The sequence below is a fragment of the Myxococcus dinghuensis genome (genome assembly GCF_024198235.1).
In the GTDB taxonomy this organism is placed as follows: domain Bacteria; phylum Myxococcota; class Myxococcia; order Myxococcales; family Myxococcaceae; genus Myxococcus; species Myxococcus dinghuensis.
Genome location: NZ_JAKCFB010000017.1, coordinates 39,024 through 51,521 on the forward strand (window position 1 = coordinate 39,024; position 12,498 = coordinate 51,521).

Here is a 12,498-nt window from a genome sequence, read left to right on the forward strand (position 1 = left end):
GGGAAGTGCTCGAGCGCCCGGTCCGGTTCGTTCCTCGGAGTCTACTGAGGGCAGTTGCCCATCGTCGGCGGCAGGATGTACGCGGCGATGCCCTCGTAGGTGTAGCCGCGGTTCCCTTCGCTCCGGGCGATCGTGAAGAAATGGTCGGTGCCGTTCCAGAACCGGTAGAACGGGCAGGTCCCGTTGTGGGGCGAGGGATACACGTAGCAGGCGACTCCCTCGAAGGCGTAGCCGAAGGCGACGTGGATGTCCCGCTCCTCCGCGGACGTCGTGTAGTGGTGGTCGCCGAGGAATCCACTGAAGAGGCGGTACAGGGGAACCGTGCCGTACTCCTGTGTGGTGTAGCAGATGCCCGCGGCGCCCTCGAACACGTAGCCGAACTGGACCGCGTTGACCGCCTCTGGCCAGCTCGTCGTGTAGAAGTGGTCCGTGCCGAGGTTCGCGTAGAGCCGGTAGAGCGCGGCGGGAGCGGCCAGGGCGGGAGCGCTCGAGGCCAAGAGACCCAGCAGCAAGAGACGGCGCATCGTTCCTCCTCATGAAGGACTTGGGGGAGCCAAGGTCTTGTCCCAGGCTTTCCGTGGGCGCGGCCCCCGCAGGGGCGATGGGGGGCTCTCATGCGGGGACGAGGCGCTCCGGAAACAGGGTGGAAACAGCAGTGGGATGGCAGGAGGCCTCGCGGTCGCGGGCCTCCTCCGTGCCTCGTGTCAGTGCGGGCAGCCACCTCCACCTGGCGCGAAGATGTACCCGGCGATCCCCTCGTAGGTGTAGCGGCTGTTGATCGCCTCCTGCATGGACAGGGTGTAGAAGTGGTCGGTCCCGTTCCAGAGTCGGATGAGCGGGCAGGCACCTGCCTGGTTCGACGGGAACACGTAGCAGGCGACTCCCTCGGAGACATAACCGTGGGTCGCGACGGCGAGGTCTCGCTCCTCCACGGACGCCGTGTAGAAGTGATCGCCCGCACGACCGCTGTAGAGCCGGAAGAGCGGGGTGGTTCCCGCTTCGTTCGAGTCGTGGCACAGGCCGACGGTGTTCTCGAACGTGTAGCCATGGTGGGTGATCGCGTTGAGCGCTTCGGGCCAGCTCGTCGTGTAGAAGTGGTCCGAAGCGCGCGAGCTGTAGAGGCGGTAGAGCGGGACAGGGGTGGCCAGGGCCGGAGCGCTCGAGGCCAAGAGGCCCAGCAGCAAGAGACGGTGCATCATCGTTCCTCCTCGGGGATGTCGGGGGAGGCCAAGGTCTCCATCGCGCGTGCGCGGCGACACCTGGCTGCCAGCCGCGCGCGCTGCCCGAACCCGGACAGCGTCCCGATCTCGCGTCCTAAGGGGCTCGCGGGCATGCACCCCGCTGATGCGGGCGGGGCATCCGCATGCGGGGCGGGGTGTCCCATCGCGCCAGCGTGTCGAAAGGCCTTGTCCCATGCGACCGGTCGGTCATATGACCGGTCAGTCGCATGCCCAGGAGCACCTTCTTCAACCTCCCGGAGGAGCGGCGAAACCGGCTGGTGCGCGAAGCCATCACCGAGTTCGCCGAGCGCGCCTACGTCGAGGCGTCGCTCTCGCAGATCGCCGTGCGGGCTCGCATCCCGAAGGGGAGCTTCTACCAATACTTCGAGGACAAGCTGGACCTGTACCGCTGGCTGCTCACGGAAGAGGTGCCGCGGCGCAAGCAGGAGTTCCTGGGTGTATCACCTCCCGTGGGCGGCTTCTGGGCGCGGTTGGAGCACCACGTCGAGCGGGGCATGGCCTTCCTCGTAGAGCACCCCCGGCTGGCCCGGCTGACCGCCGCCGCCGCGGACCCCTCGGCCATCGCCGAGGTTCGAGGGCTGCACCGCTCCATCTGCGAGGCCGGTGTCGCGGAGCTGCGAGCGCTCCTCGAGGAAGGGGTGGCCGAAGGCGCCATCCGCACTCCCGGGGCGGACCTGGAGCACGCCACGCGGCTGGTCTCCGCCGTCATCGGGCCGGGGCTGACGGACCTGGTGCTCCAGGAGCTGGGCGCGGAGCTGCATGAGGTCCTCGGCTCGGATTCGCTGAGGCGTCGGTTGGGCGGGGCGCGGCGCCGGAGGCTCGCGGCGTGGGCCATCCAGTTCATCCGTGGGGGCCTGGACACGGGCGCGCCACGGTCATCCACGAGGAAGAGACAGCCATGATTCGCTTCGACTTTTCGGGACGTGTCGCGCTGGTCACCGGAGGCTCCTCTGGCATCGGGCTCGTCACGGCCCGCGCCTTCGCCCGAGCAGGGGCCGGGGTCGTCATCGCCGCGCGCGGGGAAGAGGCCGGACTGCGCTCGTGCATGGAGGTGGAGGCCGAAGGGGGACGGGCGCTCTTCATCCAGGCGGATGTTCGCGACGAGGCTTCGGTGTCGCGCGTGGTGGAGAGGGCGTTGAAGCACTTCGGGCGGCTCGACTTCGCGGCGAACTGCGCGGGCGTGGGCGGGGACATGGCGCCGCTCGAGCAGACGAACCAGGAGGTCTGGGACGACGTCATGAGCGTCAACGCGCGGGGCGTCTGGCTCGCGATGCGTCACGAGGTTCCGGCCATGCTGGGCACGGGAGGGGGCGCCATCGTCAACATGAGCTCCATCTACGGCGCGGCCGGCAGGGCCGCCCACCACGCCTATGTGGCCTCGAAGCATGCCGTCGTGGGGATGACGCGCTCGGTGGCGCTCGAGTTCGCCACGCGCGGCGTTCGGGTGAACGCGCTGTGCGCGGGAGTCACCGCCACGCCCGCGATGCAGCAGGCCCGACAGGCCTATCCCCAGGTCGTCCAGCAGCTCATCTCCCAGCACCCCATGGGGCGCATGGCGACGGAGGAGGAGGTCGCCTCGGCGGCCCTGTGGCTCTGCTCGGAGGGCGCCAGCTTCGTCACGGGGGCGGTGCTCCCCGTGGATGGTGGATTCCTCGCGGCGTGACGCGCTGCCTCGGTGGGCCCGGAGGTCTCGGGGGCCCGCGCGCGGAGGTCAGGCGGCGATGCCGAGCATCTCGCGAATCTGGCGCAGCATCTCGATTTCGCCGGGGTGCACGTGGCCGTCGCTGGCGATGAGGGCGTGGGCCGCGTCGATGACGGCGTGAGGCTGCGTCCGCAGGATGCCCAGGTTCGGGGCGGGCAGCGGCGTGCCCTGCTGGAGGCACCGGGCCAGCTCGGTCAGCTCCGGGAGCGGCACGGACATGCCGCGCGCCGCGTCGAGGATGTGGTCGATCTCCTCGCGACTGACGGCGTCATCGCCGCTGGCGACCTGGAGCAGCAGCTTGAGGACTTCAATCTGGAAGCGGGCGTCGGGGCTCGAGGGTGTTCCCATCCGTGATACATCCTCCAAGGCACTCCAGGCTGACGTGTCCTGGAGTTTCCGTCCACTCCCGCGTCTCCAGTCCACCAGGGAAGTCCCGCCATGAAAGTCCTCGAAACCCAGCGTCTGCGCCTGCGAGGGATGACGCTGGACGACGCGCCCTTCGTCCTCCAACTGGTGAACGAGCCTTCCTGGCTGCGCTTCATCGGGGACCGGGGCGTGCGGACGCTCGAGGACGCCCAGCGCTACGTCCGCGACGTGCCCCAGGCCTCCTATGCGCGCCATGGCTTCGGCCTGCTCCGGGTGGAGGCCCTGGATGGGACGGCCATGGGCATGTGTGGGCTGCTCAAGCGCGAGGTCCTGGAGGACGTGGACATCGGCTTCGCGTTCTTCCCGGCCTACTGGGGGCAGGGATACGCGTTCGAGGCCGCGCAAGCGGTCCTGGCTCATGCGCGTCAGGAGCTGGGGCTTCCGCGGGTCGCGGCCATCGTCGACCCGACCAACGCCAGCTCCATCAAGCTGCTCGAGCGCCTCGGGTTCCGCTTCGCCCGGCCCTTCCGGATGTCGGGCGAGGCCCAGGAGATCTCCCTGTACCTGACCCAGGATTGAGCCCCGCGAGGGCGCGCGGGGCCCGTGGGGACCGCGTCAGGCCGTCTGAGGCAGGCGCTCCGGCTCCGGGTACACGGCGCGCTGGGGCGTTGCTATCTCGATGATGCCCAGCTTCGCCAGCACCCGCATCACCTGCCACGTGGGGTCCAGCTCCCAGCGGCGCGCGGCGAAGTCCGGGCTCATGCCGTACTTGTGGTGGTTGTTCTGGAACAGCTCGCCCATGCACAGCACGTCCACGGGCAGCGTGTTGCGCGAGTCGTCGCCGTTGGAGAAGTTGCGGTAGCCGTACTTGTGGCCGCACCAGTTGACGATGGCGCCGTGCACCGGGCCCATCACGAAGTGGATGGGCAGCAGGAGGAACTGCCAGGGCGAGGTGGCGAAGGCGACGTAGACGCCCGTGTAGAGCGCGACCCAGAGTCCCCGCATCACCCAGGACTGGCCGAGCGTCCTGTCGATGAGCGGCCACTCGGGATAGCCGCCCAGGAAGCGCGGCTCCGGCTGCCGCCGGTCATAGGCGTAGTCGTCGTACCGCTTCTTCGTGTGGAGCATCATCCGCAGCGCGTTGGGGTGGAACGAGGGCGCGTGGGGATCCTTCTCCGTATCGGAGAACGCGTGATGTTCGCGGTGGAGGATGGCGTACCCGCGAGGCGACAGGTACGACGCGCCTTGGACGAGGTAGGTGAGCAGGTGCATCACCCGCTCGGTGCGCGGCCCCATCGTGTACATGCGGTGCGCGGCGTAGCGGTGCTGGAAGAAGCTCTGGAAGAAGACGCAGAGGACCCAGTGCGCCGCGAAGAAGGCATAGACCATGGCCGCGGATGTCCGCATGGCCAGGTCATGGCGGTGTCACGGGGGCGGGGAAACCCCCGCGCCTGCCTGCCCATTCCCGGGGTCCGAGCGCGTCCCGTCACCCACTCGACACAGCCCCGTCGTTTGGAGATTCGTGGTCGGGTCTCCTAGACTCGGTCGCGTGGGCCCACCGTCGAACAACGTGGACGGCGGCAAGAACGCGCTGTTGCGCGCGCTCCCCTCCATCGAACAACTGCTGCGGCGTCCCTCGCTGGAGCCCCTTCTGGCCAGCGTTCCCCGGGCGCGCGCGGTGTCCGCCTTGCGGCTGGCGGTGGACCGCGTCCGGGCCCGCCTGCTCCGGGGCGAACCGCGAGTCTTCCAGGACGCGGACGTGAAGGACGCGCTGGACGTCCTCGCCACGCCGCGGCTGCGCCCCGTCCACAACGCCACGGGCGTGGTGCTGCACACGAACCTGGGGCGTGCTCCGCTGGCGGCCGAAGCGGTGGCCCGGGCGGCGCGCGTGGGACAGGGCTACTCCAACCTCGAGTACGACCTGGACGAGGGCGAGCGGGGCAGCCGCTACGCGCCCGTGGTGGACCTCCTGCGCGAGCTCACCGGGGCGGAGGACGCGCTCGTCGTCAACAACTGCGCCGGGGCGGTGCTGCTGGTGCTCGCGGCGCTGGCGGCCGGACGCGAGTGTGTCGTCTCGCGGGGAGAGCTGGTGGAGATTGGCGGCGGCTTCCGCGTGCCGGACGTCATGCGCCAGTCGGGGTCGAAGCTGGTGGAGGTGGGGACCACCAACCGCACGCGCCTGGCGGATTATGCGGGCGCGGTGGGGCCGGAGACGGGGCTGCTGGTGAAGGTCCACCGCTCCAACTTCGCGGTGGTGGGCTTCACGGAGGACGTGGGCGTGGAGGCGTTGGCCACGCTGGGACGGCAGAAGGGGGTGCCCGTGTTCCAGGACCTGGGGTCCGGGGCGCTGGTGCCGCTGGTGGGAGAAGGACTCGCGGATGAATTGACGGTGCCTCGCGCGGTGGCGGCGGGAGCGGACGTGGTGGCCTTCTCCGGCGACAAGCTGCTGGGAGGCCCGCAGGCGGGAATCGTGGTGGGACGCGCGGCGCTGATCTCGCGCATCAAGGCCCATCCGCTCACGCGCGCGCTGCGCGTGGACAAGATGACGGTGGCCGCGCTGGAGGCGACCCTGGAGTTGTACCGGGACGGCCGTCCGGATGCGGTTCCCACGTACAGGCTGCTTGCCCAGCCCGCGGACATGCTGCGCGGGCGAGCGGGGCGGCTTCAGGCTTTGCTGGCGGAACGGGACGTGCGTTCCCGAGTGGATGCGGTGGTGGGACAGGTGGGTGGGGGTGCCATGCCGCTGGCCCGGTTGCCTTCCTTCGCGTGCGTCCTCAACGTTGAGGCGCCGGAATCACTCCTCGAACGCCTGCGCGGCGGAGGAGTGCCGGTTATTGGCAGGATGTCGGACGGCGAGGTGATCCTCGACGTCCGGTGTCTCGCGGAGGAGGAGCTCAGGTCGGTCGCCGAAGAGGTGGCGGCCGCAAGTCCCGGGAAACCACCATGATCAACAGCGCCGTCCTCGTCCTCAACCGGTACTACCAACCGGTGCATGTCACGTCGGTGAAGCGGGCGTTCTCGCTGCTGTATCAGGGCGTCGCCAAGGCCATCGACGCGCAGTACCGGCTCTACGAGTTCGACGATTGGGCGGCGCTGAGCGCCACGCAGGACTGCATCACCACCATCAACCGGACCATCCGCGTGCCCCGGGTGCTGGTGCTCAGCGCCTACGACCACCTGCCCCGAGGGCGGGTGCGCTTCTCCCGGCTCAACATCTACGCCCGGGACGCGGACACCTGTCAGTACTGCGGGAAGACGCTGCCGCGCAGCGACCTGAACCTGGACCACGTGATGCCACGCACCCAGGGCGGGAAGACGACGTGGGAGAACGTCGTCTGCTCGTGCGTGCCCTGCAACCTGATGAAGGGCGGCCGCACGCCGGAGCAGGCGGGCATGACGCTGCTCAAGAAGCCCGTGCGTCCTCGCTGGACGCCGCTGTTCCGCGGGGCCACGCGCAAGGTGACCTACCAGGAATGGCTGCCCTTCCTGCACCTGGCGGACGCCTCGTACTGGAACGTGGAGCTGCTGGACGACTAGCCCGGGGAGGCTCGGCTGGTTGGCTGCTGAACAGCCGGGTGAGTCCCGGAAACCGTGTCGCGAGGCCGGGGGAAACGGGGGGCCGTGGCGGCGGAGTGGCCGAGGATTGGCGGGGAGTCGACTCGGGCGGTAGGACGGGATTTGATGGGAGTCCCCATGCCGAAGCCCTCGCGAGCGCCCCTGGCCGAAGCCCGTGCCCTGGGCACCCCGATCCCCGAAGTGCGTGTCTCCGGACCGCCGGGGCTGGGAAGTCGTCCGCGCCCCAAGCGCATCATCGCGGTGGGAGGCGGCAAGGGCGGCATCGGCAAGTCGATGGTCTCCGCGAACCTGGGTGTGGCCCTGGCACAGGCGGGGATGAACGTGCTGCTGGTGGACGCGGACCTGGGCGGGGCCAACCTGCACACGTGCCTGGGCGTGGGACAGCCCGAGGCGACGCTGTCCGACTTCCTGCGCAAGAACAAGGCGCGGCTGGAGGACGTCATCGTCCCCACGGGGGTGCCCCGCCTGTCGCTGATCGCCGGCGCGCAGGATGCGCTGGACGCGGCGAACCTCAAGTACGCGCAGAAGCAGAAGTTGCTCAAGACGCTGATGGGGGCGACGGCGGACTACCTCATCCTGGACCTGGGCGCGGGGACGAGCTTCAACACCATCGACTTCTTCATCATGGCCGACCACGGCCTGCTCGTGGTGCTGCCGGAGCCGACGTCGGTGGAGAACGCGTACCGCTTCGCGAAGGCGGCGTTCTTCCGGCGGTTGCAGCAGATGGAGGCCGAGTACGGCATCCAGGACGTGGTGGACAGCGCGTTGACCACGCGCGAGGGGTCGCTGCGCACGCTGCATGACGTGCTGGGGCAGGTGCGACGCAAGGACCCGGTGGCCGCGGAGCGGTTGGAGCGGGAGCTGGCCGAGTTCCGCATCCGGCTCATCGTCAACCAGGCGCGCACGGACGCCGACCTGAGCGTGGGGGCCGCGGTGGCCGCCGCGTGGAAGAAGTTCTTCGGCATCGACATGGACGACCTCGGTGCCATCCGCTACGACGACGAGGCCTGGCGCGCGGTGCGCAAGCGCCGGCCCGTGCTCATCGAGCGCCCCGACTCCCCGGCCGCCACGGCCATCCAGCGTATCGCCTCGCGCCTGCTCGCCCTCGACGGCTCCGACACCTCGCCCAACCCATGAAGCCTTTCGCGCAGCAGACCTACTACGAGATCCTGGAGGTTCCCGTCACCGCGCCGATGGAGGACATCCACGCGGCCTACAAGCGGCTGATGGAGCTGTATGCGCCAGACTCCATCGCCGTGTACGCGCTCGTGGACCCCGATCAGGTCGACGCGCTGCGTGCCCGGATGACCGAGGCGATGGAGATCCTCACCGAGCCCGACCTGCGGGTCGAATACGACAAGGACCTCGGGCTGCCTGCGCTGCGACTCGTCGAGGCCGCGACCCCGGCTCCCTCCGCGGTGGAGCGCGCGGCGGAGTCGCTCTCGACCGCCGTCGCGGAGAAGCGCGATGGCGCGGTGACGGCCGAGACGAAGGGGGCCCCCACCGAGCCGCCCGTGGCGGTCGAAGAGGAGAAGCCCGAGAAGCGTCGTCGCTCCGCGGAGGACGCGGGGGAGGCCTCGAATGGCGTCACCTCGACGGGAGTCCAGGACTTCCGGGCCAGCTTCTTCACCGGCTTCTCGCTGGGGTATGTGACCAGCTCGTTCCAGATGTCCCCCGCGATGGGGAGCGCCGTGGATGTCTCGGCCGCGATGTCCCGCGCCGAGAGCGCCTCCAGCGAGGCTCCCGTCGCGAACGCTTCGGCCACGGAGGGCGGCGCGGTCGATGCCCGGTCGCGTGGGGGCACCCACGGCGAGGCCGCGACGTCGTCGGCTGGAGTGGAGCCTCGGGCCGTGTCGGCGCCGACGGCGGTCGCGAACGGGCTCCAGGATGCGGGTTCGACTCCTCTGCCCGGGGATGCCGCGGGGCAGGGGAGTGGCGAGGGCACTGTTGCCGCGGAGGCTCGGTCGCGCGCTGTGTCCCCGGCGCCCCAAGCTCACGCCCTGTCTGTGCCGCCGTCCGCGACGACGACGGTCGCGGAGGTGGCGTCCGAAGCTCACGCCCTGGCTGCTTCTCCGTCCGCGACGACGATGGGCGCGGAGGTGGTGGCGTCGGAAGCTCAGGCCATGCCTGCGTCGCCGTCCGCGCCGATGCCGGCCCCCGAGGCCGTGGTGTCCCATCCTCAGGCCTCGGCCTCGACACCGGTCGCCGTGCCTCCGGCCCAGGTTCATGCATCCCCCGCGCAGCCGGTCGCGTCGACCGGCGTGATGGCCTCGGCGCAGGTCGAGGCCAGCGTCGTGGCCGCCCCGGCGTCGCAGGCCGCGGCCACGAACACGGCGCCCGCTGTGGTGGCCTCCGCGCCCGTGACAGCGCAGGTCGAGGTCTCCCCGGCGCCACAGCCCGTGGCTACGACTCCGGTGGTCGCCCCTCCGGTGTCGCAAATCGCCTCCCAGGTCGCGGACGCCCCGCCTGTGGTCACCCAGACCCCTGCGTCCTCCGAACTCGCCCTGGCGTCCCGACCCGCGTCGCGTCCGTCGCCGGGAGGGCGCCGCCTGGGCGACGCGCAGGTGCTGTCCCAGGACGCGGCCATTGCCACGGCGGAGGCCGCCATGGCGCAGGTGGCCGCGCGGGTGCGCGAGGTCCGGCCTCGCATCCCGGACATCCCCTCCGACGCCGAGTTCAACGGCGAGCTGCTGCGCCGCGTCCGCGAGGCCCGGGGCTACACGCTCCAGCAGGTCGCGGACCGGACACGAATCTCCTCTCGGCACCTCGAGAACGTCGAGGCGGACCGCTACACCGCGCTCCCGGCCCAGGTGTACCTGCGTGGCATCCTCATGAACCTCGCCCGGGAGCTGGGGTTGGATCCGCTCCGGGTCTCCCGGAGCTACCTGGCCTTGGCTTTTGAGAAGTCGGGCAAGAAGTAATCGGCGACCTGGTTTGCAGGCGACCGTCAGCCACCCTGGAAGGAAAGTTGACTCCCTACGGTGCGGTGCCTATGTAGGGAGGACGATGACGGACGAGGAAAAGGTCAAGGCGATGCGGCTCGCCCGAGCGATTGCCTCGGATATCTCGCTCTACAACGAGCAGAAGATCATCAAGGGCATCGAGCAGGACAATCTCTTCGATGTCCTCAAGGAGGAACTCGAGGAGGGTCGCGAGCTGTACAGGAGTCGCGTCAGCCAGGAGATCTTCACCAAGGCGAACTTCTTCGAGCGCGCCGTGAATGACATCGTCCTGCGCTCCAAGGCGCACGTGAAGTCGAAGATCTGGTAGTCCGCTGAACGTGGCAGCGCCCGACACCCGCGAGCACCGCGCCGCGCCCTCCGCTCGTGGAGAGCGCGTGGATCAGTATCTCGCGCAGGCGTTCCCCGACCTCACCCGCTCCCGCATCCGCTCCCTCATCGACGACGGCCATGTCCTCGTTGATGGGCGCGTCGTGAAGGCCGCGTTGCGGCTGCGCGGTGGCGAGCTGCTCACCCTGCACGTCCCCGCACCCGTCGCCGCCATCCCCGAGGCGGAGGCCCTGCCGCTCACGTTGCTGCACGAGGACAAGGACCTCGTGGTGGTGGACAAGGCGGCGGGCATGGTGGTGCACCCCGGCGCGGGCCACGCGTCCGGCACGCTCGTCAACGCCCTGCTGCACCGGGTGAAGGACCTGGCGGGCGTGGGCGGGGAGCTGCGCCCCGGCATCGTCCACCGCCTCGACAAGGACACCACCGGCTGTCTCGCCGTGGCGAAGAACGACCAGGCCCTGGTCGCGCTCCAGAAGTCCTTCAAGACGCGCGCGGTGCAGAAGACGTATCTCGCGCTCGTGCACGGCGCCCCGCCCGCGGAGGGGCGCATCGAGACGCTCTACGGGCGTCACCCCGTCCACCGGCAGCGCTTCACCGGCAAGGTGAGGGAGGGCAAGCCGGCCATCACCCTCTACCGCGTGCTCGAGGTGTTCGACGGCGCCGCGCTGGTGGAGGTGGACCTGCTCACGGGCCGCACGCACCAGATCCGCGTCCACCTCTCGGAGGCGGGCCATCCGCTCCTCGGTGACACGCTCTACGGCGCGGGTCGCAAGCCCAAGGGGCTCGCGGGCGAGGCCCAGTCGCTCGTGGGGCGTCAGGCGCTGCACGCGTGGCGGCTGGCGTTCGCGCACCCGCGTACGGGCAAGGCGCTCTCGCTGGAGGCCCCCATCCCGGCGGACCTCGAGGCGGCGCTGCGCCTGTTGCGAGGTGCCGGCGCGGAGCCGGAGGTGGAGCCCGCGCCGGCCCGGAAGAAGGCCCCGGCGCGGAAGAAGGCCGCGAAGCGCGCGGCGCCTACAGGCCGGACACGCTGAGCGTCTGCTGGCGCTTGGACAGCACCTTCACGGGCTGGATGGCCATGACGCGCATGAAGACCTGGAGCAGCTCCGGGTCGAACTTGTTGCGCATCTCCGTCCACATCAGCATGAGCGCGACCTCCGGGCCGTAGGCATCCCGGTAGGGGCGCTTGGAGGTGAGCGCGTCGTAGGCGTCGCAGATGGCGATGATCTTCGCGTAGGCCCCGAGGTTCGTCTTCGGGATGATCATCTGGATGTTGCCGCGAGCGTCGCGCACGGCCGTTCCGAAGTCCGTCTTGTGCTCGAACGTGGTGACGACGCGCAGCAGGGTGGAGCGGCTGAAGCCCTTCTCCATGAGGATGTTGCGCACGGAGATGAGGGGCGCGCGCTGCACGGCCACGCGCTCGTCCGCCGTCAGGGCGCCGCGCTTCGTCGCCAGCTCCTCCGGCAGCGTCGTCATGCCCGCGTCGTGGAAGAGGGCGATGTAGCCCAGGTCGCGCAGCTGCGGCTTGGTGAGCCCCAGCTCCGCGCCGAAGACGATGCTCATCAGGCAGACGTTGACCTGGTGGTACACGAGGTACTCGTGTTCCCGCTTCATGGTCGTCATGCCCAGGAAGTGCGTCTTCTGCTCGAAGGAGATGTCGACGAAGTCCTGCACCAACCGCAGCGCCTTGGAGGCGTTGATGGGTTTGCCGGCGCGGACGGACTCCAGGTACTTGCTGATGAAGAAGACCGAGCGCGCGTAGACGGTCATCGCGTACTTCTTCCGGTCGACCTTCTGGTCGCCCGGATCGTTCATGTCCTTGTCGAGCTTCTCCTTCAGCTTGGAGAACTTGGCGACGCGCATGTTGAGCAGCTTGCGCCCGGCGAGGCCGTCCTCCTCGGCCGCCGTCGCCTGCTCCTTGCTGAAGATCCACACGAAGTTCTTCAGCTCGGGGACCGTCACCTGCTTGGTGAGGGTGAAGCCGCCCACGTCCTTCGCGCGCATCTCCGACAGCAGGTAGCGCTGGTTCTCGATGGAGTTGAGGTCCACCTTCACCAGCATGCTGTTCAGGTAGAACGAGTCCTTGACGCCCACCAGCTCCAGCCGGCCTTCCTTGCCGATGATCTGGTTGATGATGTCCTGGAGCTGGTGCAGCGGCTTCTCGAAGACGGCGTTCTCGGGGTCGTACATCTTCACCGAGCGCACCAGCATGTAGAGGCCCGCGACCATCGACCGCGAGAGCGCCTGGAGCTTCTCGTTGTGCTCACGGCCGAACTCGGTCGTGCTCTCGTCCTGGCTCTGGGTGACCTTCAGGTTCTCGGCCATG

Annotated in this window: 14 protein-coding genes; 9 read left to right on the forward strand and 5 right to left on the reverse strand. The window is 69.5% G+C overall.

Translation table 11 applies throughout. From position 1 onward, the window contains the following. Positions 1-41: 41 nt before the first annotated feature. Positions 42-524, reverse strand: a complete 483-nt coding sequence (locus tag LZ198_RS22240; protein ID WP_253974031.1) for a hypothetical protein — start codon at positions 522-524, stop codon at positions 42-44. A 180-nt stretch (positions 525-704) separates the two neighbouring features. Beyond that, positions 705-1,199, reverse strand: coding sequence for a hypothetical protein (locus LZ198_RS22245; RefSeq protein WP_253974032.1), 495 nt, complete (start codon positions 1,197-1,199; stop codon positions 705-707). A gap of 248 nt (positions 1,200-1,447) precedes the next feature. Here LZ198_RS22245 and LZ198_RS22250 point away from each other — a divergent pair, with 248 nt between their 5' ends. Both LZ198_RS22250 and LZ198_RS22255 read left to right on the forward strand, forming a co-directional pair. After that, a complete protein-coding gene (locus LZ198_RS22250) occupies positions 1,448-2,143 on the forward strand; it encodes a TetR/AcrR family transcriptional regulator (RefSeq protein ID WP_253974033.1) in 696 nt (231 codons plus the stop codon). Continuing rightward, positions 2,140-2,904, forward strand: coding sequence for an SDR family NAD(P)-dependent oxidoreductase (locus LZ198_RS22255; protein WP_253974034.1), 765 nt, complete (start codon positions 2,140-2,142; stop codon positions 2,902-2,904). The genes LZ198_RS22250 and LZ198_RS22255 overlap by 4 nt, the downstream gene beginning before the upstream one ends. A 48-nt stretch (positions 2,905-2,952) precedes the next feature. Here LZ198_RS22255 and LZ198_RS22260 read toward each other — a convergent pair whose 3' ends face one another. Beyond that, on the reverse strand, positions 2,953-3,291 hold the full coding sequence (locus LZ198_RS22260; protein ID WP_253974035.1) for a tellurite resistance TerB family protein: 339 nt from the start codon (positions 3,289-3,291) through the stop codon (positions 2,953-2,955). Between the two features lie 90 nt (positions 3,292-3,381). Between LZ198_RS22260 and LZ198_RS22265 the strand changes: the two genes are divergently transcribed. After that, on the forward strand, positions 3,382-3,888 hold the full coding sequence (locus tag LZ198_RS22265; protein WP_253974036.1) for a GNAT family N-acetyltransferase: 507 nt from the start codon (positions 3,382-3,384) through the stop codon (positions 3,886-3,888). Positions 3,889-3,924: 36 nt separating this feature from the next. Here the strand turns inward: LZ198_RS22265 and LZ198_RS22270 are convergent, their stop codons facing one another. After that, on the reverse strand, positions 3,925-4,716 hold the full coding sequence (locus tag LZ198_RS22270) for an acyl-CoA desaturase (RefSeq protein WP_253974037.1): 792 nt from the start codon (positions 4,714-4,716) through the stop codon (positions 3,925-3,927). Positions 4,717-4,858: 142 nt separating this feature from the next. Between LZ198_RS22270 and selA the strand changes: the two genes are divergently transcribed. The 6 genes from selA to LZ198_RS22300 all read left to right on the forward strand — a co-directional run bounded on the left by selA (position 4,859) and on the right by LZ198_RS22300 (position 11,206). Next, positions 4,859-6,256 carry an L-seryl-tRNA(Sec) selenium transferase gene (gene selA / locus LZ198_RS22275; protein ID WP_253974038.1) on the forward strand — a complete coding sequence of 466 codons (1,398 nt, stop codon included), beginning with the start codon at positions 4,859-4,861 and terminating at the stop codon, positions 6,254-6,256. After that, complete coding sequence (locus tag LZ198_RS22280; protein ID WP_253974039.1) at positions 6,253-6,846, forward strand: HNH endonuclease; 594 nt, start codon at positions 6,253-6,255, stop codon at positions 6,844-6,846. Before selA ends, LZ198_RS22280 begins: the two co-directional genes overlap by 4 nt. Positions 6,847-7,002: 156 nt before the next feature. Then, positions 7,003-8,022, forward strand: coding sequence for a P-loop NTPase (locus LZ198_RS22285; protein WP_253974040.1), 1,020 nt, complete (start codon positions 7,003-7,005; stop codon positions 8,020-8,022). Then, entirely contained in the window at positions 8,019-9,806 is a 1,788-nt protein-coding gene (locus tag LZ198_RS22290; RefSeq protein ID WP_253974041.1) for a helix-turn-helix domain-containing protein, read from the forward strand. The genes LZ198_RS22285 and LZ198_RS22290 overlap by 4 nt, the downstream gene beginning before the upstream one ends. Before the next feature lie 85 nt (positions 9,807-9,891). Next, positions 9,892-10,155: a hypothetical protein gene (locus LZ198_RS22295; RefSeq protein ID WP_253974042.1), complete on the forward strand. Its 264-nt coding sequence runs from the start codon at positions 9,892-9,894 to the stop codon at positions 10,153-10,155. Positions 10,156-10,165: 10 nt separating this feature from the next. After that, the gene (locus LZ198_RS22300) at positions 10,166-11,206 is read left to right on the forward strand and encodes an RluA family pseudouridine synthase (protein WP_253974043.1); all 1,041 of its coding nucleotides are present in this window, start codon (positions 10,166-10,168) and stop codon (positions 11,204-11,206) included. Here the strand turns inward: LZ198_RS22300 and LZ198_RS22305 are convergent. Beyond that, entirely contained in the window at positions 11,187-12,497 is a 1,311-nt protein-coding gene (locus LZ198_RS22305) for an HD-GYP domain-containing protein (protein WP_253974044.1), read from the reverse strand. The two genes, LZ198_RS22300 and LZ198_RS22305, sit on opposite strands and share 20 nt — an antisense overlap. Position 12,498 lies beyond the last annotated feature (1 nt).

Excerpts from the sequence above, each read along its gene's own strand:
- LZ198_RS22295 (WP_253974042.1), top strand. The coding sequence starts at position 9,892 with ATGACGGACGAGGAAAAGGTCAAGGCGATGCGGCTCGCCCGAGCGATT.
- LZ198_RS22280 (WP_253974039.1), top strand. The coding sequence starts at position 6,253 with ATGATCAACAGCGCCGTCCTCGTCCTCAACCGGTACTACCAACCGGTG.
- LZ198_RS22270 (WP_253974037.1), bottom strand. The coding sequence starts at position 4,716 with ATGCGGACATCCGCGGCCATGGTCTATGCCTTCTTCGCGGCGCACTGG.
- LZ198_RS22260 (WP_253974035.1), bottom strand. The coding sequence starts at position 3,291 with ATGGGAACACCCTCGAGCCCCGACGCCCGCTTCCAGATTGAAGTCCTC.
- LZ198_RS22250 (WP_253974033.1), top strand. The coding sequence starts at position 1,448 with ATGCCCAGGAGCACCTTCTTCAACCTCCCGGAGGAGCGGCGAAACCGG.
- LZ198_RS22245 (WP_253974032.1), bottom strand. The coding sequence starts at position 1,199 with ATGATGCACCGTCTCTTGCTGCTGGGCCTCTTGGCCTCGAGCGCTCCG.
- LZ198_RS22255 (WP_253974034.1), top strand. The coding sequence starts at position 2,140 with ATGATTCGCTTCGACTTTTCGGGACGTGTCGCGCTGGTCACCGGAGGC.
- LZ198_RS22265 (WP_253974036.1), top strand. The coding sequence starts at position 3,382 with ATGAAAGTCCTCGAAACCCAGCGTCTGCGCCTGCGAGGGATGACGCTG.
- LZ198_RS22290 (WP_253974041.1), top strand. The coding sequence starts at position 8,019 with ATGAAGCCTTTCGCGCAGCAGACCTACTACGAGATCCTGGAGGTTCCC.
- LZ198_RS22305 (WP_253974044.1), bottom strand. The coding sequence starts at position 12,497 with ATGGCCGAGAACCTGAAGGTCACCCAGAGCCAGGACGAGAGCACGACC.
- LZ198_RS22240 (WP_253974031.1), bottom strand. The coding sequence starts at position 524 with ATGCGCCGTCTCTTGCTGCTGGGTCTCTTGGCCTCGAGCGCTCCCGCC.
- LZ198_RS22285 (WP_253974040.1), top strand. The coding sequence starts at position 7,003 with ATGCCGAAGCCCTCGCGAGCGCCCCTGGCCGAAGCCCGTGCCCTGGGC.